The sequence below is a fragment of the Thalassospira sp. GB04J01 genome, assembly GCF_000751115.1.
Classification (GTDB): domain Bacteria; phylum Pseudomonadota; class Alphaproteobacteria; order Rhodospirillales; family Thalassospiraceae; genus Thalassospira; species Thalassospira lucentensis.
Genome location: NZ_CCDX020000012.1, coordinates 206,602 through 229,326, shown reverse-complemented (window position 1 = coordinate 229,326; position 22,725 = coordinate 206,602). Strand labels below are relative to the sequence as shown.

The following is a 22,725-nucleotide window of genomic DNA, read 5'->3' as shown; positions in this document are numbered from 1 at the left end:
GCTTTGCAATCTGTTTTGGCGGATTCCGGGCAAAGCGGCAAGATAAAGCTCTCAAACCATCGTTTGCCCAAACGTCATTTCATATCGAAATGAGAGGTCGTGACGTCATTTTTGATCCGCTTTAAAAGCGTAGTATTAACGGATTGTGCTGTATTCCTAAATCGCCGAATGCATCCGGTATCCCGGTGCGAAGAGCAGGCGTGCGGATGTAATTCCGTGATCGCCATTCCATGTCGTGCGTTCCATCAGGAATAAGGGAGCGTCTTTGTGGGTGCGCAGGACTTTGGCTTCGGTTTCCGATGCCAGCACGGCGGAAAATGAAATGTCGCCCTTGGTATAGGGCGCATGCAGCACCAGCCATTCATTGGCACTGATTTTTGACAGGTCCGCTTCGGCGATTGCTGGTGTCGCCGCAACCGAAACCCAGCGTTCTTCGAACATATAGGGTTTGCCGTCAGCCAGATGAAGCGACGTGATATGGAGCATATCACTGTCGGGTGTCACGGCCAGATTGGTGCAGATTTCCGGCGGTGGGGTACGGCGTTTGCTATACAGCAGGCCATAGGCATATTTCTGCCCCCGGCCTTCGATCTCAAGCCTTATGACCGGAATATCAAGTTTGGCCCGGCGCACCGGATGGCTGGCAACGCGCGTTCCGGCCTTGCGGCGGCGATCGAGAAATCCTTCAGTTGCCAGCTCGCGCAGCGCACGGTTCACAGTGGCGCGCGCGCAGCCGAGTTGTTCGGCTAGTTCGACTTCTTTGGGGATCAAATCCCCCGGTTTCCATTGGCGGGTATGAATACGGCGCAAAACCTCGTCATGAACGCTTTGCCAGTTGGTCTGAGCTGCCAGTGTTACGCGACGTGGGGTGCTGGCAGGCGTTTTCGCATTCTCGGCTGTCTTGTTGTCCGAGGTTACAGTTGGCATTCCGGTCGCGGCCTCCACAGTTTCCCCGGTCGATGGTTGGGGGGCTGTGTCATGCGCTGTTTGCTGCGTTATTTGGGTCTTGGTGCTCACACCGATGCCTTGAGTTGTTCCATGACCTTGCGATATTCATCCGTGATGACGTCATGGGCAATGTGGTGGCCATCGGTCACAACATGGCGACCCGCCGACCAGACATCACGCACCATGCGATCATCTCCGGCAAAGATATATGTATCGAGGATCGTATCGCCTGTTCGGCCGATCAGGTCAACTGCCGAGCCATCAAGGGCCATCAAATCGGCCAATGCGCCAACCTCTATCCGGCCCGCATCACGACCAGCAGCCTGTGCGCCGCCTTTGGCAACGGCGTCAAACAATCGGCGGCCAGTGGACTGATCCGGGGTGGCAAGGGCGGCGCGTGAATTGTCGCGCAGGCGCTGGCTGTAATCAAGGGTGCGGAGTTCTTCGGAAAGCGAAATTCGGATGTTGGAATCCGATCCGATTCCAATGTTCCCCCCGGCGTCAAGATAGCGCACTCCGTCAAAAATACCATCGCCAAGGCTGCTTTCGGTGATCGGGCAAAGCCCCGCAACCGCCCCGGTTTTGGCCAGTCTCAGCGTTTCGTGTTCGACCATCTGGGTGCAATGGATCAGGCACCAGTTTTCATCAACATCGGCATTTTCCAGTAACCATTCGACTGGACGCTTGCCCCAGAATGCGCTGAGCTCATCGACCTCGGCGATCTGTTCGGCCAGATGCATGTGGATCGGACCGTCTTTGGAAAGCTTTGTCGTGGCGATTAAATCTTCGCGACCCACTGCGCGCAGCGAATGCGGGGCGACACCCATACGGGTATCAGATGGTAGGGATTTCAACGCCTTGGCTGATTCCTCATACAATTTGGCAAAGCGTTCCGGGTCATTGCCAAACCGGATTTGACCATCGCCGAGCGCGCGTTTGTCACAGCCGCCATATTGATAATGGACCGGCAAAAGGGTCAGGCCGATGCCGGTGATATCGGCGGCGGCAGCAATGCGTTCGGCCATTTCGGCAATGTTGTCATAGGGCGCGCCACCGGGTTGGTGGTGCAGGTAATGGAACTCGGTATTGTTGGCGTAACCGGCTTCGAGCATTTCCATTTGGACAAAAGATGCAATGGATTCAACGTGATCCGGTGTGAGTTGATCGAGAAACCGAAACATCAATTGCCGCCATGTCCAGAAGGTATCACGCGGATCGGGACCGCGTTTTTCGGTCAATCCGGCCATGGAGCGTTGGAATGCGTGGCTGTGCAGGTTGGCGATGGCAGGCAAAAGCGTGCCAATATGGGTTCCAGTCGCGGGGGAATCGGCCTGAAGGCTTGATATTCTGCCGGTTTGATCGATTTCAACCCGGACGTTGTCTTCCCAGCCCGCTGTCGTAAGTGCCTGTTTTGCCCAAAGAACCGTCATTGCCTATACCCGTCTTGACAGAGTTATTATGTACGTACATATTATCGTTAATAACAAACTTATCAAGGGGTGATGCTTCGCATGTTGCTGGGAAATGCAAAAATCGCAACCATCGATAAAACGTCCGACGGGGACCGATTTTCTTATTGTATGAGGAATAACGGAGCCGTCGCGATCAAGGACGACATGATCGTCTGGGTCGGTGACGCCGATGCCATCCCGGCCGAGTATAAAGACCCCGCAAAATTCCCCTATCATGACCTTGAAGGTCGCCTGATCACCCCCGCGCTGATCGATTGCCACACCCACGTCGTGCATGGTGGCAATCGGGCGGTCGAATTTGAGATGCGCCTTGAAGGTGCGGGCTACGAAGAAATTGCCCGCGCGGGCGGCGGCATTGTATCGACCGTGACCGCGACCCGTGAGGCGGATGTCGATGAGCTGCTGGCAAGTGCTTTGCCACGGGTTGATGCGCTTCTGGCCGAAGGTGTTTGCGTGATTGAAGTCAAGTCCGGGTATGGGTTGGACCGCGAGACCGAACTGAACATGCTGCGCGCGGCGCGCGAAATCGAGAAACATCGCGCGGTGCGGATCAAAACAACCTTCCTTGGTGCCCATGCTACCCCGGCAGAATTCAGGGGCGAACCGGACCGTTATATTGATGAGGTTTGTATCCCGACCCTGCGTGCCGCCCATGCCGAAGGGCTGGTCGATGCGGTTGACGGGTTCTGCGAAGGGATTGCGTTTAATACCGATCAAATTGCACGGGTGTTTGATGTCGCGCGCGCGCTTGGCATTCCGGTCAAGCTACATGCCGAACAGCTTTCCAATATTGGTGGCACCAAGCTGGCAGCCAGTTACGGCGCGCTTTCTATCGATCATGTCGAATATGCCAATGAGGATGACGCCAAGGCGATGGCGGCATCCGGATCGGTTGCGGTTCTGTTGCCCGGTGCGTTTTACACCCTGCATGAAACCCAGTTGCCACCGATTGAGGCGTTTCGCAAACATGGGGTGTCAATGGCGGTTGCCACTGATTGCAATCCGGGCACGTCGCCATTGATGTCGATTTTGCTGACCATGAACATGTCCTGCACGTTTTTCCGTCTGACGCCCGAAGAAGCATTGGTTGGGGCGACGGCTCATGCTGCGCGTGCGCTTGGATTGAATGATACCGGGCAGGTCAAGGCGGGCATGCGGGCCGATCTGGCGATCTGGGATGTGACGCATCCGGCCGAGCTTTCATATCGCATCGGATTTAACCCGCTGTTTGATCGTATTTTCGGCGGTGTTTCTGTAAAAAAGTCAGTTAGCTAACTCATTAAGGCAGACGCAAGACCAACCCAATCCTAATCCAATGCCCAAGCCCCACAACGCTGTATTCTAAAGGGATGCATAATGACCGCGACCCATAACCAGACCCAAGGCAACACTACGCCCCTGACGCTCGTTCCTGCATCGGCAAAACTGGCGGATCTTGAAGCCATCTGGCGCGATCAGCGCGCGGTTAAACTTGATCCATCGGCCAAGGCCGGGGTGGAGGCCGCCCACGCCATGGTTCGGGCCGCGGCGGATGGCGAAGATGCGGTGTATGGGGTCAATACTGGTTTTGGCAAACTGGCATCAGTCAAGATTGCATCGAAAGATACCGAAACCCTGCAACGCAACCTGATCCTAAGCCACTGCTGCGGGGTCGGCGAAGCGCTTGATGTGCCGACCACACGGTTGATGATGGCGTTAAAGCTGCTGTCACTTGGGCGCGGGGCATCGGGGGTGCGCTGGGATATAATCGATCTTATTGAGGGGATGCTTGAAAAGGGCGTTGTGCCGGTGATCCCGTCGCAAGGATCGGTTGGGGCATCGGGCGATCTGGCCCCACTGGCCCATATGGCAGCGGTCATGATCGGGGCGGGTGAAGCGGTATATGAAGGCGCGACCATGCCCGGTGCGGATGCCCTTGCCAAAGCTGGTTTGACCCCGGTGGTGTTGGGTCCGAAAGAAGGCTTGGCGCTGATTAACGGTACGCAGTTCTCAACCGCCTGCGCGCTGGTTGGACTGTTTTCGGCGTGGCGAAATGCGGCAAGCTCGATCGTTACCGCATCACTTTCGACCGATGCGATCATGGGATCAACCGCCCCACTGGTTGACGAAATCCATACATTGCGCGGCCATCCCGGCCAGATCAATGTTGCGCGCGCCATGCGTGATTTAATGGATGGATCGGAAATCCGTGAAAGCCATCGCGAAGGCGACACCCGTGTTCAGGACCCCTATTGCATCCGCTGTCAGCCACAGGTGACCGGGGCGGCGATGGATTTGCTGCGCTTTGCCGGGCAGACATTGGAAATTGAAGCCAATGCGGTGACCGATAATCCGCTGGTCCTTAAAGAAGATGGCCGCATTGTTTCGGGCGGGAATTTCCATGCTGAGCCGGTGGCCTTTGCCGCCGATCAAATCGCGCTTGCCGTGGCGGAAATCGGGGCGATTGCGCAGCGCCGGGTAGCACTTATGGTTGATCCAACATTGTCGCATGATTTGCCGCCATTCTTAACGCCGGAACCGGGTTTGAATTCTGGTCTGATGATTGCAGAAGTGACCACGGCGGCATTGATGAGTGAAAACAAACATCTGGCAAACCCGTGTTCAACCGACAGCACGCCAACCAGTGCCAATCAGGAAGACCATGTGTCGATGGCGGCCCACGGGGCACGCCGGTTGGCGCGGATGAATGCCAACCTGTCTTATATTCTGGGCGTCGAGCTGATCTGTGCCGCGCAGGGTGTTGAGTTCAGAGCCCCGCTTAAAACCAGTACCGGCTTGCAAAATGTGCTGGGCACGGTGCGCAAGGATATCGCGACCGTCAAACAGGATCGTTATATGGCGCCCGATTTGGCCAAGGCGGGTGAGCTTGTAACCAACGGAACGCTTGTAAATACCGCCGGTCTTTCGGGCTTTGTCGTTGGTGGGGGTATTTAAGCATGGCTGATCCGGTTGAAATCAAACGCGGCGATAGCCCGATTGTTTTGGGGCTGCCCCATACCGGGACGTATGTGCCCGATGAGATTGCCGCCAAACTCAATGATCGCGGACGCGAACTGGCCGATACCGATTGGCATATCCATACCCTGTATGACGGGGTGTTGGATGGGGCGACGACTGTGCGCGCGACGTTCCATCGGTATGTGATTGATGCCAACCGTGATCCGGCGGGTGAAAGCCTGTATCCCGGTCAAAACACCACAACCTTGGTGCCACTGACCGACTTTGATGGTCAAAACATTTGGGGTGTGGCGCCAACCCAAGACGATATCGCAGATCGTGCCAAGCAGTTCCACGCGCCTTATCACGCGGCCCTTTGGGCGGAGCTTGAGCGTGTGCGCGCCAAGCATGGGATTGCGATCCTGTATGATTGCCATTCGATCCGGTCAAACATTCCGTTTTTGTTTGAGGGTACGCTTCCTGATTTCAATATTGGTACCAATCTGGGCACGACCTGTGACCATACGATTGAAACACTGACCCAGGATATTTGTGCGCAGGCCGAAGGATACTCGTCCATTTTGAATGGTCGTTTCAAAGGCGGTTGGACCACGCGCCATTATGGTCGCCCCGAGATCAATCAGCACGCCATCCAGATGGAACTCGCCCAATCAACCTATCTTGAGGCCGAGGCAGCCCCTTGGACCTATGACGAGACGCGGGCTGCAAAACTGCGCACGCATCTTTCTGAAATTTTGACAACTTTGGCCGCATTGGCCCCTGCACTACGAGGCAAGTCATGACCAATCAGACCAACAACCCGCGTCACAATCAGCGTGATATCTATCCGGCAACCGGAAGCGAAATCACGGCGAAAAGCTGGCTGACCGAAGCGCCGATGCGCATGTTGATGAATAACCTTCATCCTGATGTTGCCGAAAATCCGCATGAATTGGTGGTTTACGGCGGGATTGGCCGGGCGGCCCGGACGTGGAAGGATTTTGATCAGATCGTTGCCAGCCTCAAAGAACTGGAAGACGACCAGACCCTTTTGGTGCAGTCGGGCAAGCCGGTTGGGGTGTTCCAGACCCATAAGGATGCGCCGCGCGTTTTGATCGCCAATTCCAACCTTGTGCCCCACTGGGCCAATTGGGACCATTTCAACGAACTCGATAAAAAGGGTCTGGCGATGTATGGCCAGATGACAGCGGGTTCGTGGATTTATATCGGGTCGCAGGGCATTGTGCAGGGCACCTATGAAACCTTTGTCGAGGCCGGGCGTCAGCATTATGACGGCAGCCTTAAGGGCAAATGGATACTGACCGGTGGTCTGGGCGGCATGGGCGGCGCACAGCCGTTGGCGGCTGTGATGGCCGGGGCGTGCTGTTTGGCAGTGGAATGCGATGAGACGCGGGCTGATTTCCGCCTTCGGACCCGCTATGTCGATGCCAAGACCCATTCGCTTGATGAAGCGTTAGAAATGATTGATCGCTGGACCAAGGCGGGAGAGGCCAAATCAGTCGCCCTGATTGGCAATGCGGCCGATGTATTCCCGGAACTGGTCAAGCGCGGCGTGCGTCCGGATATTGTGACGGATCAGACATCGGCCCATGATCCGGTGCATGGTTATTTGCCGCAAAACTGGACGGTTGCGCAGTGGCGCGAAAAGCAGGAATCTGATCCGAAAGCAGTCGAAAAAGCCGCCCGCGCATCAATGCGCGTTCAGGTCGAGGCGATGGTGGCATTCCATGATGCCGGTATCCCGACGGTCGATTACGGCAACAACATCCGTCAGGTCGCGCTTGAAGAAGGTCTGGAAAACGCATTTGCGTTTCCCGGCTTTGTTCCGGCCTATATCCGACCGCTGTTTTGCAAGGGGATTGGTCCGTTCCGCTGGGCGGCCCTTTCGGGTGATCCGGAAGACATTTACAAGACCGATCAGAAGGTCAAAGAACTGATCCCCGATGATGAGCATCTGCATAACTGGCTGGACATGGCGCGGGATCGGATTTCCTTCCAGGGTCTGCCCGCGCGTATTTGCTGGGTCGGGCTGGGGCAGCGCCATCGTTTGGGGCTGGCGTTTAACGAGATGGTCAAGAATGGTGAGTTGAAAGCCCCGGTGGTGATCGGTCGTGACCATCTTGACAGTGGTTCGGTCGCAAGCCCGAACCGCGAAACCGAAGCCATGCAAGATGGCTCGGACGCGGTCAGTGACTGGCCGTTGCTTAATGCGCTGCTTAATACCGCATCGGGGGCCACATGGGTTTCGTTGCATCATGGCGGCGGTGTCGGAATGGGCTTTTCGCAGCATTCGGGCATGGTGATTTGTTGTGACGGCACAGAAGATGCCGCACGTAGGGTCGAACGCGTTCTTTGGAATGATCCGGCAACCGGTGTGATGCGTCATGCCGATGCGGGATATGACATTGCACTCGATTGTGCACGTGAACACGGGCTTAATCTGCCCGGGATTCTCGGCAAATAAATTCGATACGTTAAACGACAGGTGCGGGGTTTCCCCGCCCCTGATCAGGGTTCAATCAAGGAGGCTTAACAATGAAAAGACGTGATTTTCTGACCGCCGGTGTTGCCGGTGTTGGTGCTGCGGCCGCGGCCGCAACTTTTGCAACGCCAGCGATTGCACAGGATAAACGCCAGTGGAACATGGTTACCGCATGGCCGAAAAATCTTCCTGGGCCGGGCGTTGCGGCACAGAAACTGGCTGATCGTATCACCACCCTTTCGGGCGGGCGGATTGAAGTCAAACTGCATGCTGCGGGCGAACTTGTTCCGGGCAATGGTGTGTTTGATGCGGTGGCCGAAGGCACAGCAGAAATTTATCACGCAGTTCCGGCCTATTGGGGGTCAAAATCCAAAGGTATCCTTCTGTTCGGGTCGCAGCCATTTGGCCTGCGTGCCGACGAGCAGGCCGGTTGGCTGGCGCACGGTGGCGGTCAGGACCTGTATGATGAAATGTATGGTCAGTTCGGGTTGAAGCCGTTCCTGTGCGGTAACTCTGGCCCGCAGTGGGCCGGTTGGTTCCGCAATGAAATCAATTCGGTTGATGACCTTAAGGGCCTTAAATTCCGCACCACGGGCCTTGCGTCCGAGATGTGCTCAAAACTTGGCATGGCGGTTCAGGCCATGGGCGGGCGCGACATGTTCCAGGCGTTGCAGTCAGGCGCGCTTGATGCCGGTGAGTTCATTGGCCCTTGGTCCGACAGTGCGCTTGGTTTCTATCAGGTTGCCAAAAACTACTACTGGCCGGGTGTTGGCGAGCCGTCTTCAGCCGAGGAATGTGCGGTTAATGCCAAGGCGTTTGCCGATCTGCCCGATGATCTTAAAGCCGTGGTCAAATTTGCCTGTGACAGTCTTTATAATGAAGTCTGGACCGAGTATGAGACCAAACACGCGATGGCATTGCAGAAACTGGTGGCCGAGCAGGACGTCAAAGTCCGTATGTTGCCAGAAGAAGTGATCACCGCCATGGGTGAAGCCGCGGCCGAAGTGATTGGCGAATTGCGCGAAAGCGACGATGCGTTGACACGCAAAGTAACCGAAAGCTTTGTGTCTTATCGTGACCTGATTGGCGGTTATATGACCTATGCCGATAATGGTCAGATGAATGCACGCGCCAAGGTGCTTGGCTTCTGATAAAGATGCTAACCGGCGCAAGGGGTTGCCCTTGCGCCGGTTTTTGCTTTCGGGGGGATTTGATGCAACGCCTTGCTGATCGGCTTGATCTTGTGAACCACTGGACCGGGATGACGGTGCGCTGGTTTGCGCTGTTGATGGTTCTTTTGCAGTTTTCCGTGGTTTTGCTGCGCTATGTTTTCGGGTTCAGCTTTATTGCGCTGAATGAAAGCGTTTTGTACCTGCATTCCGGGCTTTTCATGCTTGGTGCGGGTTATACGCTTTTGGTGGATCGGCATGTGCGGGTCGATATTTTCTATGCCGCCGCCAAGGACACCACCAAGGCGCGCATAGATACGTTTGGCTATGTGTTTCTGGCAATCCCGTCGATGGCGGCCTTACTGTATTGGACATGGCCATCGGTGGTTAATTCTGTATCCATGATGGAAGGGGCGATTTCGGTTGGGGGGATTCCTGCCGTGTGGCTTTTGAAATCACTGATCCCGGCATTTTGTATTCTTTTGATTATTCAGTCTGTGGCCTGTTTGCTCAGGCAAATCATTATTTTGCGCGGCGGTGCTGAAGACAGGGGTGCGCAAAGCTAATGGAATATCTTGATTTATTGATGTTTGTCGCCCTGATGGGCTGCATCCTTCTGGGTTTCCCGGTGTCATTTTCGATTGCCGGTGTTGCGGTGGCGTTTGGCTATCTCGGCTGGGTCACCGATACGATGAACATCGGTCTGATGGGGGCGTTCGGACAGCGGGTCTTTGGCACGCTGACCAATGACGTTTTGATCGCCATTCCGTTGTTCGTCCTGATGGGGGTTGTTCTTGAACGGTCGCGCATTGCCGAGGATTTGCTTCATACCATGGGGCGGTTGTTTGGCCAGTTGCGCGGCGGGCTTGGCATTTCGGTGGTGTTGGTCGGCGCGCTTTTGGCGGCATCGACCGGGATTGTTGGCGCGACGGTGATTGCCATGGGCATGATCGCGCTGCCAACCATGTTGCGCACGGGATATAACCCGAAACTGGCATCCGGGCTTGTTTGTACGGCCGGGACATTGGGGCAGATTATTCCGCCCTCGACATTGTTGATTATCCTGTCAGATGTGATGTCATCGGCCTATCAGCAAGCGCAGTATGAGCAGGGCAAGTTCACGATTGAAACCATTTCAGTCGGGCAGATTTTTGCTGGCGCCTTGATCCCGGGCCTGACACTAGTGGCGATTTACATCATCTATATTTTGCTGCGCGGATATTTTCGCCCGCAGGACATGCCGCCGGTTCAAAGTGACGATGGCCGACCCAGTATGGGGGAGGTTTTCGGCGCGGTGTTGCCGCCGGTGTTGCTGATTATCGCCGTACTTGGCGCGATCCTTGGCGGGATTGCCACCCCGACCGAGGCCGCATCGGTGGGCGCGATTGGCGCAATCCTGATGGCGGGTGTGCGTCAGGGGGCTAATCGTAATCTGGTGCTGCTGGGCACGGCGGCGTTGCTGATTTTGGCGATCATGGCCGGTGTGGCACCGGTGAGATTGCAGCGCAGTGATCTGACCGGGTTTGATTATGTGCTGGGTGCGGGCTACGTCGTGCTGTCGATTGCCGGGATTGTGGCGATTGCGGCCTGTTTGAAACAGGCATGGAAGGCGGATGTTTTGAAATCCGCGCTGACATCGACCATGACGGTATCGTCGATGATTTTTGCCACCATCCTGACGGCCAGCATGTTCTCGCTGGTGTTTATCGGGTTGGGCGGTGAAGACCATGTGGCGGAAATCCTTGAATCCATGCCCGGCGGCCCGACGGGGGCGCTGTTCTTCTGCATGGCGGTGATTTTCGTTCTGGGCTTCTTCCTTGATTTCGTTGAAATCACGGTGATCTTGCTGCCGCTTATTGCGCCCGGCTTGATCATGATGGGGCATGATCCGGTGTGGCTGGCGATCCTGATTGCGATCAATCTTCAGACATCGTTCTTAACCCCGCCGTTCGGGTTCTCGTTATTTTACCTGCGCAGTGCGGCCCCACCGGAAATCACCACGGGCCAGATTTACAAAGGTGTGGTGCCGTTCATCGCGCTTCAGGTGTTTGGCATTTTCGTGATCTGGCTTTGGCCGTCGCTGGCGGTCTGGTTGCCGAGTGTGGTGTTCTGATCTGATCAGGTTGCAAAGAGATATGTTTCAAGGCGCCCTCGATAATTTCGGGGGCGCTTTGTTTTGGGTGATGTCAGGCGTGAAAATCGTGCGCGTTGGAGTTACGGCTAAAACGATGATAACAAGGGGTTTGTCATTTTCTGGTTGGCGCATGGGGTCTTGATGGACAGCAGTAAGTGGTTCGTGACTTTACCGGGGCAGGTGCCCGCACGGCGGCGGCTATTTTGCTTTCCGTTTGCCGGCGGCGGGGCGTCTTTCTATCGGTCATGGCGCAGCCAGATACCTGATGATACCGAGATTGTGCTGGTGTGCCTTCCGGGGCGCGAGCAGCGGTTTGGCGAACCATTGATTGATACAATCGATGGCATGGTTGCGGCCATCCATGCGGCCATCGGCCCGTTGACCGATAAGCCGTATGCATTTTTTGGCTATTCGATGGGGGCGATCATTTCGCACCATCTGGCGTGTAAGATGGTTGCGGAGGCTAGAGAAGGGGAGTGCGGGCCAGAGCATTTGTTTTTGGCGGCACGGCGTAGCCCCGATATCGCGATGAAACGCGCACCCTTATATGGATTGCCGTCCGACCAATTCTGGCAAGAGATCGCCAAATATGGCGGGACACCGAATGAAATTCTTGAAAATCAGGAATATCGGGACTTGTTTGAAGCGCCACTTCGCGCCGATTTCAAGCTTTCGGAAACCGCATATTCCGGTGATCTGGCCAAGCTATCCTGTCCGATTACCGTGTTTGGCGGGGATATGGATACAAGCCCGGTGCCAGACGACCTTGATGGTTGGCAGAAGGCAACCACGGGCAGGTTTGCCAAGCATGTTTATGCTGGCGGGCATTTCTTTATCACCGACCATCAGGATGCAGTGACCGGGGCGGTTGCGGACGCGTTTGGCGGTTGATCGACGTTCTGGCCTAGGTGCTGGTGTCGTCAAATTGGCCGTCGCGCACATGATAGATGCGATCCGCAAGGTGGAACCATCTGTCATCATGGGTGACGCAGATCAGGATTTTGCCCTGTGCGCGCAGGTCGGGCAGGATTTTTTCATAAAAGACCGAACGGAAATGCGGGTCCTGATCCGCGGCCCATTCATCAAGTACGAGGACGGGTTTTTCTTCGAGAAGGGCGGTGATCAGGGCCAAGCGTTTGCGTTGGCCCTGCGACAAGGATGTTGTTGAAAAGGCGTTGTTTTCAAGCGTTACCTTATCGGCAATTTCCATCTGATTGAGCAGGGCGTTGACCTTATCTTCGTCAATCGGGTCAATACCATAAAGCGCGTCAAAAAGGTGGTATCCGGCAAGGACCGAGGCAAATTGATCGCGGTAGTTCTGGAGCTGATCAATGTTTAGGGGCGTGCCATTGACCGTGATTTCCCCGCTGTCAAAGGCGCGAAGACCGGTCAAAAGCGCGATCATGGTTGATTTTCCCGCCCCGTTGCCCCCGGTGATAAAGGTAATTTCACCCCGTTTGAAGCTGGCGTTCAGCGGGCCAACGGAAAATCCGCCAGTTGGGCCGGGATAGGTAAAGCGTACATCGTTCAGCGCAATTTCAGTGATGTCGGTAAGCGGTGCGCTGGCGTCTTTGCTGTCGGTGGCATTGGCTTCGTGCTGGTGCTGTTTTATGAGCGCATCACCGATTTCTTCTTGCAGGCTGGTGATTTTGGCAAGGGCGGCTTCGCTGTCGTTAAAAGCAGGCAACGTCATGATGGTCGAGCCGATGGGGCCAAACAAAAACAGGGTGGCGGTTGTGGTTTGCACCGCGACGTCATGATAGTCGGATGTGAACATCGGCACGATGAAAACCATGGCCGCCATCATGATATAAAACGCAAGTTGCACGGCGGCGGTTTCACGGGTCCATTGTTGTTTGATGGTGGCCTTGGTATCGCGGGTACGTTCCGACCGGGTTTTGAGCCGCGACAGCAGGGTTTCACGGCGAAGACTGTTCATCTTCACTTCCTTAAAACCATCAAGCAGATCGGTCAGCCCGCCAAACAGTTTGCCTTCGTCCTCGGCGGCTTCGCGGACAGCGGCATTAATGCGTTTGATGCGATAGAGGTGAATGCCGACAGCCAAGGCAGCAAGCACGGCGATCATGGCAAAGGCAAACAGCGACAACCACGCAAGATACAGGCTGACAAACACGATCAGAACCAGTTGCTGTATGCCGTTCATCAGCATCGGCAGGGTGTTTGAGATGGTCTGCATTTCCTGGGTCATGGCGGCCTGTATCGGGCCCTGACCAACGGTTTCAAGCGTTTCGGGTGAGGATGTGCGGACTTCGTCAAACAGGGATAAGCGGAATTGATGCAGAATGCGTTCGACCTCGCCTGCGACAAGCGTGTCTGCTGTGTGCTGCGACCAGATAAAGCCGATCAATGATAGCGCCATCAAGGCCAGAAGGCGTGCGCTGATGGTGCCCTCTTCGGCCTGAGACGAGGCCATATTGACGATGACCAGAACCATGGTGGTTGAGACGGCCGCCATGACCAAGAGGGCGACAACAGTGCGCATATTGATGTTCGCGCGCGTGCGCAGGACATTGAACAGCATCATGTCAGATCCTCCCGCGCGGGTCATTGAGATCAAGCTCGGTCAGCTTGCCGGTATCAAGGTGCAATCGACGGTCAGCAACATCAAAATAATGATCGTCATGGGTGACGGCGATGATGGTCGTGCCGCGTTGTTTAAGTTCAGGCAGAATTTCGCGGTAGAACTTTTTGCGGAAATACGGGTCCTGATCGGCGGCCCATTCATCAAGAACGATGATCGGTCGATCTTCAAGAATGGCCGTAATCAGGGCCAAGCGTTTGCGTTGTCCAGCCGATAGCGCGATGGTGATAAACCGTCCGTCGCGAATGCCGGTCACGTGGGCAAGCTCAAACCGTTCGATCCAGTATTGCGCATCCTCGGTGGTAATATCGGCTGTGCCGAACAGTTCTTCAAACAGATGAGAGTCTGAAAAAACGGTCGCGATCAGATTGCGATAGGCCGACATGCTTTGCGGGCCAAGCTGGGTATTGTTGATGCTGACCTTGCCAGAAACAGGACGATACAGACCGGTCAGAAGCTTGATCAAGGTCGATTTGCCGGCCCCATTGCCGCCGGTGATAAACAAAAGCTCACCGCGTTTGACGGATAAATCAATCGGTCCCAATTCAAACCCGTGGCGCGGATCACGGTTGGGATAGGTGAAGATAACATTTTCAAAACTGACGTGATCGAAAGGATCGCTGAGCGGCATGCCGTCTTCGGCAATCGGTTCGCGAATGTCTTCGAGGTCTTGTGACAGTTGCATCATGCGAACGGCCGATCTTTCGGCCATGCCAAGAACCGACATTGACTGCACAATGATGCTGATCGGGCCGATCATGAACAGAACGGCAGTACTGATTTTGGCAACGTCGGCATCGAAACTGTCGGAATATACCGGCACGATAAAGACGATGATGGCCAGCAGGATATAGAAAGCCGAAATGCCCATGATCATCTGACGCGAAATCATGGTTTGGGCTTTTTTGCCGATCTCGGCCTTGTTGTCAGACGCATTGTCAAAGGCGACCTTGAAGGCGTCGCTGCGTTTGGACCACATCCGGACTTCCTTGATGCCCGCAAACAAATCGGACACCCGGTCAAACAGGATGGTTTCAACCTGATGAAGTTTGCCAAACCACATCGAAAGCGTTTTGCCCATCCGCAGATAGATCAGAATGCCGACCCCGACCACGACGACAATGATGAAAAACGCCAGCATCGACAGCCAGAACACATACGCCATGACAGCAATCAGCAGCAGCAGGCTTCTAAAAGCCATGCCGATCATGTGGGAGTTTTGCGAGATGTTCTGTGTGCTTTGGGTGATGCTGTCAAAAAGGCGGGACTGGCCGAAAATCTCAATCTGGGCAAAGTCGGCAACGGCGATTTGCGACAACAGCTTTTTGCGGACCCGGTCGATACCGTTTTCGATTTGCCGGGCAATGGTGCTGATCAAAAATACTTCGGCAAGGAAGTAAACAACGGCCAGCACGATAAAGGTCGCGGCAAGTGCCCAATTCACCTCGTCAATGCCGTTATCTGCGATTTCTTCGGCGGCCGTGTTGACGATACCAAGAAGTGCTGCGCTGCCGACACCCGAAAGTGCACCTGCAACGCCAAGCCGGATGACAAGGTTGTTATCGCCCCAAGATAACAATTCCAGCAACTTCATTTAGTTAACGGCCCCCAAAACAAACCTAGCGTTGATGGATCAACTGTAGCATGGCCTGATGAACTGTCCAGCGGCCCAAATATGTTTCGTGAAATATCCATCAAATACGCATCAAACATTTGGCTGAAGATACTGGTCGGGAATGGCACCTTCGCTGTTGATCACAAGCACGCGACTTTGGCTGGTGAGGGCGAAGCGATCCCGCAGTTCGGGGTTTTGCGCGACATGCCACAACCCGGCAATACCCGATATCCCGGTGTCCCATGTATCAAGCGGCGGATCGTTGCGAACACCGAGTGTCATTTGGTCCTGCACGCGTTTGGCAATGGCATCGTTAATCACGATATTTCCAATGCAGACGTCTTGAAGAATTTCAAATGCCGACAGGCTGGGACAACCACACGACAGTCCGACCATACGGGTCAGAAGTTTTCCCGGCACACGGGTCAATGTGCCGCGTTCGATGCTTGTTTTAACGCAGGCAGCGGTTTCAGGTTCGACAGAACAAACCACCGGCTTTTGCCCGGTTTCATGCCACATGCCAATCGCACATCCCGCCGCCATGCCGCCGACCCCACATTGTAGAAAGATGCTGTCGAGGATTTCATTCTGGGCACGAAGTTGACGGGCGCATTCGACACCCAGCACGGCGTAACCCGCCATGATATCGCGCGTCACATCCAGATCGCCACTATAATCGGTGTCGGTGATCAATAGAACATTCGATGCCGTTGCCGCGTCGCTGGCGGCAAGGACTGCATCATCATAGGTGCCATCGACATAAACCAGTTCCGCGCCATTATCGCGGATGCGCCGCATACGGGCCGGGTCAACGTCGCTTCCGACATAGATTTTTGCCGGGCAATTGAATTTCGTCGCCGCCCACGCAGTTGCAAGGCCGTGGTTGCCATCGGTGGCGGCGATGGCGGTATAGTCGCGGCACTGAGGGCTTCCGGGTTCAATGCCGCGTTTAAGGAGTTGACGTTTCAGCCCATAGGGCGCGCCAAGGGCCTTAACTCCGCCAAGGCCAAACCGTTTGCTTTCATCCTTGATCCAGACCTTGCCAATGCCAAGCTCATCGGCCAAGCCCGGGCATGACAGCAACGGGCTTTGGCAGTAGTCAGGCCAAGACGAGATCAGATCAAAGGCCTGATAAACCTCGTCGCGTCCGGGGGCAAAGGCGTTTAAACCGGTCACTGCATGATCCTGAGTGGCAAGGGTGGTGTCTGAATATACATACTAATGGTTATGATAAGGGCTCTTTGGATCGTCAAATACAATTTGCTTAAGAATACAGGTTAAATGTCTGAGAAACTTTGCAATGCGCAAGATTGAATCTCGACGGTGCGCGATAAAATCCAGTACAGTAAAGCCTGTTGCGCAAACTGGTTGTGGTAGAATTGACCTTGTGGTTTTCATCGGACGGCCTGACTAAACCAATAAGATGGACGATTGTATCGCTGTATCTCGTTTGCGGGATGTCAGTTGCTGGTTTCGCGCAAGACGCGACAACGGCGGATTCCGCGCAGGCCAGTGCCCCCAAAGCTGAGGCTTTTGATGTCGACCAGTATGATGCGGATGATATCAAGATCAGCGACAGTAACCCGGATATGGTTGATGGGTGGCTTTATAAACCCGATGCTATTCCCCTGTCGCAATATCGGCGCAAGTCGCAGGACCCTGACAGTCTGATCGCATTGTCGAATGCCACAGAAATTATGGGCGATGGCAAAAGCGAACGTTCCTATTACGCTGCGATCTATAGCGGCAGTACGAATGGCGTGTATTTTCAGGTGGCAGCGAAAATCTGCGACATGATGCGTCGCAGCTACAAACGTCATCGAGTTCATTGCGTCCCGCTTCGATCCCAGGGGGTTGGCAGCAATATCCAATTGATGAAAGAAGGTCGGGTCCAGCTGGCGATTGTGCAATCAAACAACAACTGGGAAGCTCAGGCCGGGGTTAACCCGATCTCTGGCGCGCGGTCTGTCATGTCATTGCATGACGAGATGGGGCTTTTGATTGTGCGTCAGGATTCCGAGATTGAAAGCATTGCGGATTTACGCGGAAAGCGGATTAATATTGGTCCGGAAGGGTCGGCATCACGTGAGTTGTGGCTGGAATTGCTCGGTCAATACGGCATCACGCTTGACGATATGGAAACGGTCTACAGCGTTGCGCAGGACTACAACCGGCTTGGTATTTGCGAAGATTATATTGATGCGTTTGGTCTGTGGATCGGGCATCCGGCATCCATCATTGAAGACAGCCTTGCCTGTGATGCCAAAGTGATTGGCATGGGCGGACCATTGACCCAGAAACTGGTTTTGGCAAACCATTATTTCTTTGATCAGGTCCTTCCGGCGAGGACGTATGACCGGCAGGAACAGGCAATTAACTCATATGGTTTCAAGGCGTCACTGATGGCCTATGAAGTGGCTGATCCGTATGTGGTGTACTGGGTGACCCGCATCATCCACGAGAATATCGAACAGCTGAAAACCGAGTTTCCAACCTTTCGCAGTGTTATGGCCGATGACATGTATGAGAAGGGCAATTTCCTGCCGTTCCATAAAGGGGCGGCATGCTATTGGGAAACTGATCTGCATGCCTGCGACTGGCAGCAGTTCTATAATGAGCCAGATAGCGTTTCAAACGCGGCAAACACGCCTTACACCTATATGCAGTGAAACCACCTACGTGCAGTCAAGCGGCAACCAGCCGATGTCCGGGGCGCTTTGCGAGGTGGCCTTACGAAAAGTCACGCCGACATAGCGCGCCTTTAGTATGCGATGACAGTTTTCAAAATCTGTTGCCGGGCACCATTGGGTGATTTCATTGGTTTGGTGGGGCATTGGGTTTTTGCCGAGGTCAGCGCGCATCAAAAACCGATGACCACCATATTTTTCCTTCAGACCACGAATGATCATTCCGGCAGACAGAATGTTGATCAGGCTTGCGACATTGCCGGGTGCGACGGTGGTCAGTGCAATTTCACGTCCAGCAGTGCGTGCCGCGTTTAGACGATGACACGTCAATTTATATTGCCAGTTCTGCCCACGACAATCGCGTCTGACCGCAACGCCGTCGATATGCGCCACCGATTTTAGTTGGTCGGGCGGTAAGCCGTGATCGGCTCCGAAATTAAGATCACCGGGGCGTGGTAACCCCAAGACGCCATAGGCAAGCAGGGTATCTTGATCAAGGATGCCAAATATCTGGCCGCAGTCAGACAGATGCTGCTTAAAAAAGATGTCTGTTTCACCGGCGACCAGTGTCGGATCGGCATCGGCGAGCACATCGTGATGCAACGCAATGACGGCGGATAGATGGGTTTCATTCAGACGGGCAATTAGAGTCATTTGATAATTTCAGCGTAATCAAGCAACGAAAGTGGTGGATAGAGTGCCAGCCTGCGCGCCGATGACAGCCGGATCAGATAAGAAAACCGGTCAAGTGTTTCAATGGGAATATCAGCCGGTGAGACGCCATTGATCAGGATGTCTTCGACCTTGCTTGCCGCCAACCGTCCGACAAGTTCATAGCGGCTGACCAGACCCAGCATTGCCTGCCCGTCGCGGACTTCAAGTTCCGTGGCACTAAAGGCGGCCAGACCGTTGTCAAAGCCAGCATCGGTCAGGGCATCGCGGTACGTGCCAATAAAGTTGTCCGGCCCGATATAGAGGATATCCGCACCGCGTTTGGCAAGATCGGCAACGGCGGGCGCGATGTCAGTTGATGACGGATCACCATTTTGGCCAAGCGGGGCGGCAAGGACGTCAAATCCCATTTCGGTCCCAAGTGCGGTCAGTTCTTCGACGTTGGAAACCGAGTTGTCTTCACCGCTATTATAGACAACCCCCAACTTGGTCATTGGGCGATACGCGCGGATGGCCTGAATTTGTGCAGGCAGCGGGGCAATGTGGGTGGCCCCGGTGATGTTGGGGCGCGATTGTCCGAGCGGCGCGGCAATGCCGGTTTTCCAAGGAGACGACACCATGACAAACACCACGGGAAGATCGGTGATGTTTTCATCGGGATCGACCTGGTTATATTTGCCAACAACGTTGGATGTGATCCCGGTACCCCAGGTATAAACAAGATCAGGCGGGTTTTTGCGTAAGGTCGCGATGATGCCCGGGATGCGGGAAAGATCGCGTTCAACATCATAAATCTGAAGATCGACAGGAATGCCGCGATCGGCAAAAAAGCCTCGAAAACCATCTTCGACCCGTGTTTCGCCACGCCAAAGGATCATTGCGATTTTCAATGGATCGGTGTTGTTGGTTTGCGCCAAAACACTGGTCGTGGAAAACGTGACGGCCAGCATAAGCACGGTGAGAATACGCAAAAAATGGATCAGATGGGTCATGGTGCGTCCCCCTGCACGGAGGGTTTGGTTTTTTGATCTGCGGGCACGTGACCGATCATGATCTCAAAGAAAATCACCGCAACTGCGGCAATCGCCCCGAAACACAAGACTGCCGCATCGGTGCCAACCCACAAGGTTAATCCGGCAGCCAGCAACGGCCCCAAGGCGCCGCCAAGCCGTTCTGCCAGTCGCAGAACGGCAAGCACCGGGCCCGATCCATGATCGCGGGTGAAATCGGCACTGATTTTCAGACTGGCAGAAAGTTGGGCCGGGATCGAGGTCGCCTGTGCAAGACCAAGCATGGCAACTGCGACGGCAAAGGTTGCATATTGTGGCATGAAGCCTGCCAGCAACAGGCCGGTTGCGGTTAATCCGCCGCCAATGCCCACAGCCCTAATTTCATTTTGTTTGCTATCGGTCCAACGCGCGACCCCCCAACCTGTCAGAAGGGCAACAAGACCATAGAGCATGATCACACGCCCGGTTTCGGCGGTGGTGGCACCAGATTGCAACAAGATCAAAGGGGTCAGGTAATACAGAAACCCGCTGAGGATGAGTTTGGCCGGGACGGCGGCAAACAGGACCAAGACTTGTAGTCGTCGATTGCCCAGCATGGCCTTGAAGGCTTTGCGTGTCGGGACAGGGGGGGATGTTTTGCCGCGAACGGTGTTGTCCATCAGGAAGAAGGCCAATGCAACCGCCAGACAAGCCATTGCGGCCCCGGCGACAAAGGTGATGGCGTCACCAAAGTGACCGGCAAAAATACCGCCAACCGCCGGGCCGCAAATATCGGCAAGCATAATGCCGCTGACCATCATGGCCGTTCCCTGTGTGCGGTTGCTGTCATTGGTCGCATCAAGGACATAGGACTGACAGGCGACAAAGGTTGTAGCGTACCCGATGCCCGATAATGCGCGCCACAGGATCAGGTCCCAAAGACCGGTGGCAAAGGCCGTTCCGCATAGGCCAATGGTGGCAAGAAGGGCCCCGGCCAGATACATGCGCAACGATCCGATCCGTTCCTGAAACAGGCTGCAGAGTGGCATGGCAATGGCAACCATCAGAAGATGTGTTGCCATGACGATCCCCGCACCAAGCTGCCCATCAATGGTCGGCGCGGTAACCTGACTAAAGAACGCGGGCATGATTGGACGTGCGAGTTCTTCGGCCAGAACAAACATGAAGGCCAGCAAGCGCACGCCGATCAGTTTTACTTCGCGTTCCCGGTGCGGTCGGGTGCCGACCTTTTGCGCCGTGCGGCTGATCACGGTGTTGATGTGTTCCATGAAACTGCCGATTTCATCGCGTGTCGACTGACCATGCAGGATTGTGAATTTACGTTCACGGACATTGGTCAAAACCCGTCGGGCAACCCGGGCGGGCAGGGCCACATTGACGGTCAGAACCAGTAAGACAAGTTCAAACGATAGTGCTAGCGTGATGATGAAAATGATCGCGATATCAAACAGATTGTCGGTAACAGGGCGCATCAGGGCGGCGCGGTCATGGCCAATGACAATTGCCAGATCATTTTCGAGATGATCGATGTGGGCCTCATGGCCAAGCGTGACACGGGTGATGATGCTGGGGTGTGTGTCGGTGCCGGCATCATTGTCACTGGCAAGTGCCTGTTTGATCGCATCACGCGCCATGCCGCCGACATGCAGCAGGTCCTGCCCGTGCACGATTGCAGCAAAGCTTAGATCCGGGTCGCCAGATTGCAGTTGATGCACGACGTCTTCGAACCCGACAATCGCATCGAGCGGGATGCCAAGTTCCAAGGCATGTTCGATTTTTTCGGCCAGTGTTCTGGCTTCGATTTCGGCCTTTTCACGGATTTCCGATTGCAGGTCCGCACGCGCAAGATCAGCCGCGCGCCATGAGATCCCGATCAGCGCGACACACAGTGCCAATGTGCTAAACAGCAGTAAAATCCAGATCGTGCCCTTTGGCACGATGCGGCGATGGGATGTTTTCGCCGCACCGGGCAGAGGAGATTTTGGTTGGGTGTTCTGGGTCATGTGGATTTCTCCACCGATGTATCGCGATCTGTCTGGGGATCATCATTTGGCAACTGGTCGCGGATTTCACGATACAGCGCGATCAGGTCCATCTCGCTTTCGGTAAGAACATCCTTGTCATGGGCGGTGCTGGTGCCTGCCTGACCGGCGAGTGCGCGTTCGATATCTTCGTGGAGTTCGGAAAATACCCGGTGGCGGCGGCGCATTAAAACCACCAGAAGACCCAGAACAGGAATGATGGCGAGCATCCCGATGGCGGCCGATTTCCACATTTCGGTAAAGGCGCCATCGAGTTTACGGAAATATTCGCCGCTGTCGGCGGTAATTACCAGCATACCGGCACATTGGCCCAGACTATCGCGCAGGGGTGTCACGGCGATGACGCCCTGATCGGTAAAGCGAGTCCATGATGTTTTGTCCTGTGCGTCCGGCGGTACTTCCGTGGTACCGGCACCTTGGGCGGTCTTGGTGGCCGTATCGGGAGCTGTCTGGGTGATGATCGTTCCCTGACAGTTTTGTACAGCGATGTGGGTGACTTCGCGCGACATGCCAAGGCGGCGATCCAGAATCGCCCCAAGGTTTTCCATATTTTCCAGACGCAGCCCCAGATCAATCCCGGCCAGGAGGTCCTGACTGGTTTCGTTGCTGACGACGTTGATCCGCTGTGTGACCAAGGTTCTTAGAGTTTGATCAAAGCGCAGGTAGTTCAGCACGGTTGTCATGCCAAGTGCAGCTGCCAGCACGAGAAAAAGTGCAACACCGATCTTTGTTGCCAGGCTCACTGCAATGCTCCTGCGAAGGCGCGGAAAGGGCAATCCAACATTTTGGTCCTTTTTGGCAGGCGTTTTATTCTTAAAAGGCTATCGTCGGTTGCCTAAGTGCTGCGGTCAAGTGCGTATAAGCCCCTGAATCGGTTTGCAGTGTGAAAATTTAGCGTTTATGCTTTAGGTACTTAACAAAACCGGGGGGTGAT

At 54.9% G+C, this 22,725-nt stretch carries 18 protein-coding genes; 9 read left to right on the top strand and 9 right to left on the bottom strand.

Annotated elements, in window-relative coordinates; all coding sequences use genetic code 11:
- Window positions 1–156: 156 nt before the first annotated feature.
- Together AMM48_RS12345 and AMM48_RS12340 are read right to left on the bottom strand one after the other, a co-directional pair.
- Window positions 157–927, bottom strand: a complete 771-nt coding sequence (locus AMM48_RS12345) for a GntR family transcriptional regulator (protein ID WP_102784507.1) — start codon at window positions 925–927, stop codon at window positions 157–159.
- 86 nt (window positions 928–1,013) lie between these two features.
- Window positions 1,014–2,378 carry a formimidoylglutamate deiminase gene (locus AMM48_RS12340; RefSeq protein ID WP_102784283.1) on the bottom strand — a complete coding sequence of 455 codons (1,365 nt, stop codon included), beginning with the start codon at window positions 2,376–2,378 and terminating at the stop codon, window positions 1,014–1,016.
- A 150-nt stretch (window positions 2,379–2,528) separates the two neighbouring features.
- On the opposite strand from AMM48_RS12340, the gene hutI reads away from it, so the two are divergent.
- The 8 genes from hutI to AMM48_RS12300 all read left to right on the top strand — a co-directional run bounded on the left by hutI (window position 2,529) and on the right by AMM48_RS12300 (window position 12,054).
- Window positions 2,529–3,695, top strand: a complete 1,167-nt coding sequence (gene hutI, locus AMM48_RS12335) for an imidazolonepropionase (RefSeq protein ID WP_244271217.1) — start codon at window positions 2,529–2,531, stop codon at window positions 3,693–3,695.
- Between the two features lie 123 nt (window positions 3,696–3,818).
- Complete coding sequence (gene hutH, locus AMM48_RS12330; RefSeq protein WP_198413536.1) at window positions 3,819–5,354, top strand: histidine ammonia-lyase; 1,536 nt, start codon at window positions 3,819–3,821, stop codon at window positions 5,352–5,354.
- A gap of 2 nt (window positions 5,355–5,356) precedes the next feature.
- The gene (gene hutG / locus AMM48_RS12325; RefSeq protein ID WP_102784281.1) at window positions 5,357–6,160 is read left to right on the top strand and encodes an N-formylglutamate deformylase; all 804 of its coding nucleotides are present in this window, start codon (window positions 5,357–5,359) and stop codon (window positions 6,158–6,160) included.
- Window positions 6,157–7,842, top strand: a complete 1,686-nt coding sequence (hutU, locus tag AMM48_RS12320; protein WP_102784280.1) for a urocanate hydratase — start codon at window positions 6,157–6,159, stop codon at window positions 7,840–7,842. The genes hutG and hutU overlap by 4 nt, the downstream gene beginning before the upstream one ends.
- 71 nt (window positions 7,843–7,913) lie before the next feature.
- The gene (locus AMM48_RS12315; protein ID WP_022731500.1) at window positions 7,914–9,011 is read left to right on the top strand and encodes a TRAP transporter substrate-binding protein; all 1,098 of its coding nucleotides are present in this window, start codon (window positions 7,914–7,916) and stop codon (window positions 9,009–9,011) included.
- A 62-nt stretch (window positions 9,012–9,073) separates the two neighbouring features.
- On the top strand, window positions 9,074–9,595 hold the full coding sequence (locus AMM48_RS12310; protein WP_102784279.1) for a TRAP transporter small permease subunit: 522 nt from the start codon (window positions 9,074–9,076) through the stop codon (window positions 9,593–9,595).
- Window positions 9,595–11,142 carry a TRAP transporter large permease subunit gene (locus tag AMM48_RS12305; protein ID WP_102784278.1) on the top strand — a complete coding sequence of 516 codons (1,548 nt, stop codon included), beginning with the start codon at window positions 9,595–9,597 and terminating at the stop codon, window positions 11,140–11,142. Before AMM48_RS12310 ends, AMM48_RS12305 begins: the two co-directional genes overlap by 1 nt.
- Window positions 11,143–11,304: 162 nt before the next feature.
- Entirely contained in the window at window positions 11,305–12,054 is a 750-nt protein-coding gene (locus tag AMM48_RS12300; protein WP_102784277.1) for an alpha/beta fold hydrolase, read from the top strand.
- Window positions 12,055–12,067: 13 nt separating this feature from the next.
- Here the strand turns inward: AMM48_RS12300 and AMM48_RS12295 are convergent, their stop codons facing one another.
- The 3 genes from AMM48_RS12295 to AMM48_RS12285 form a co-directional block, all read right to left on the bottom strand.
- On the bottom strand, window positions 12,068–13,708 hold the full coding sequence (locus AMM48_RS12295; RefSeq protein ID WP_158246468.1) for a cyclic peptide export ABC transporter: 1,641 nt from the start codon (window positions 13,706–13,708) through the stop codon (window positions 12,068–12,070).
- Between the two features lies 1 nt (window position 13,709).
- The gene (locus tag AMM48_RS12290; RefSeq protein ID WP_102784275.1) at window positions 13,710–15,359 is read right to left on the bottom strand and encodes a cyclic peptide export ABC transporter; all 1,650 of its coding nucleotides are present in this window, start codon (window positions 15,357–15,359) and stop codon (window positions 13,710–13,712) included.
- A 111-nt stretch (window positions 15,360–15,470) separates the two neighbouring features.
- Window positions 15,471–16,556, bottom strand: a complete 1,086-nt coding sequence (locus AMM48_RS12285) for a pyridoxal-phosphate dependent enzyme (protein ID WP_102784274.1) — start codon at window positions 16,554–16,556, stop codon at window positions 15,471–15,473.
- A 281-nt stretch (window positions 16,557–16,837) separates the two neighbouring features.
- Between AMM48_RS12285 and AMM48_RS12280 the strand changes: the two genes are divergently transcribed.
- Window positions 16,838–18,049 (top strand): TAXI family TRAP transporter solute-binding subunit, encoded by a 1,212-nt coding sequence (locus AMM48_RS12280; RefSeq protein WP_102784273.1) that lies wholly within the window; start codon window positions 16,838–16,840, stop codon window positions 18,047–18,049.
- A 6-nt stretch (window positions 18,050–18,055) separates the two neighbouring features.
- Here AMM48_RS12280 and AMM48_RS12275 read toward each other — a convergent pair whose 3' ends face one another.
- The 4 genes from AMM48_RS12275 to AMM48_RS12260 are packed head-to-tail and all read right to left on the bottom strand — an operon-like array spanning window position 18,056 to window position 22,534.
- Window positions 18,056–18,721 (bottom strand): hypothetical protein, encoded by a 666-nt coding sequence (locus AMM48_RS12275; protein ID WP_102784272.1) that lies wholly within the window; start codon window positions 18,719–18,721, stop codon window positions 18,056–18,058.
- Window positions 18,718–19,731, bottom strand: a complete 1,014-nt coding sequence (locus AMM48_RS12270) for an ABC transporter substrate-binding protein (RefSeq protein WP_102784271.1) — start codon at window positions 19,729–19,731, stop codon at window positions 18,718–18,720. Before AMM48_RS12270 ends, AMM48_RS12275 begins: the two co-directional genes overlap by 4 nt.
- On the bottom strand, window positions 19,728–21,752 hold the full coding sequence (locus AMM48_RS12265) for an MFS transporter (protein ID WP_102784270.1): 2,025 nt from the start codon (window positions 21,750–21,752) through the stop codon (window positions 19,728–19,730). The genes AMM48_RS12270 and AMM48_RS12265 overlap by 4 nt, the downstream gene beginning before the upstream one ends.
- Entirely contained in the window at window positions 21,749–22,534 is a 786-nt protein-coding gene (locus tag AMM48_RS12260) for a hypothetical protein (RefSeq protein ID WP_102784269.1), read from the bottom strand. The genes AMM48_RS12265 and AMM48_RS12260 overlap by 4 nt, the downstream gene beginning before the upstream one ends.
- Window positions 22,535–22,725: the final 191 nt, after the last annotated feature.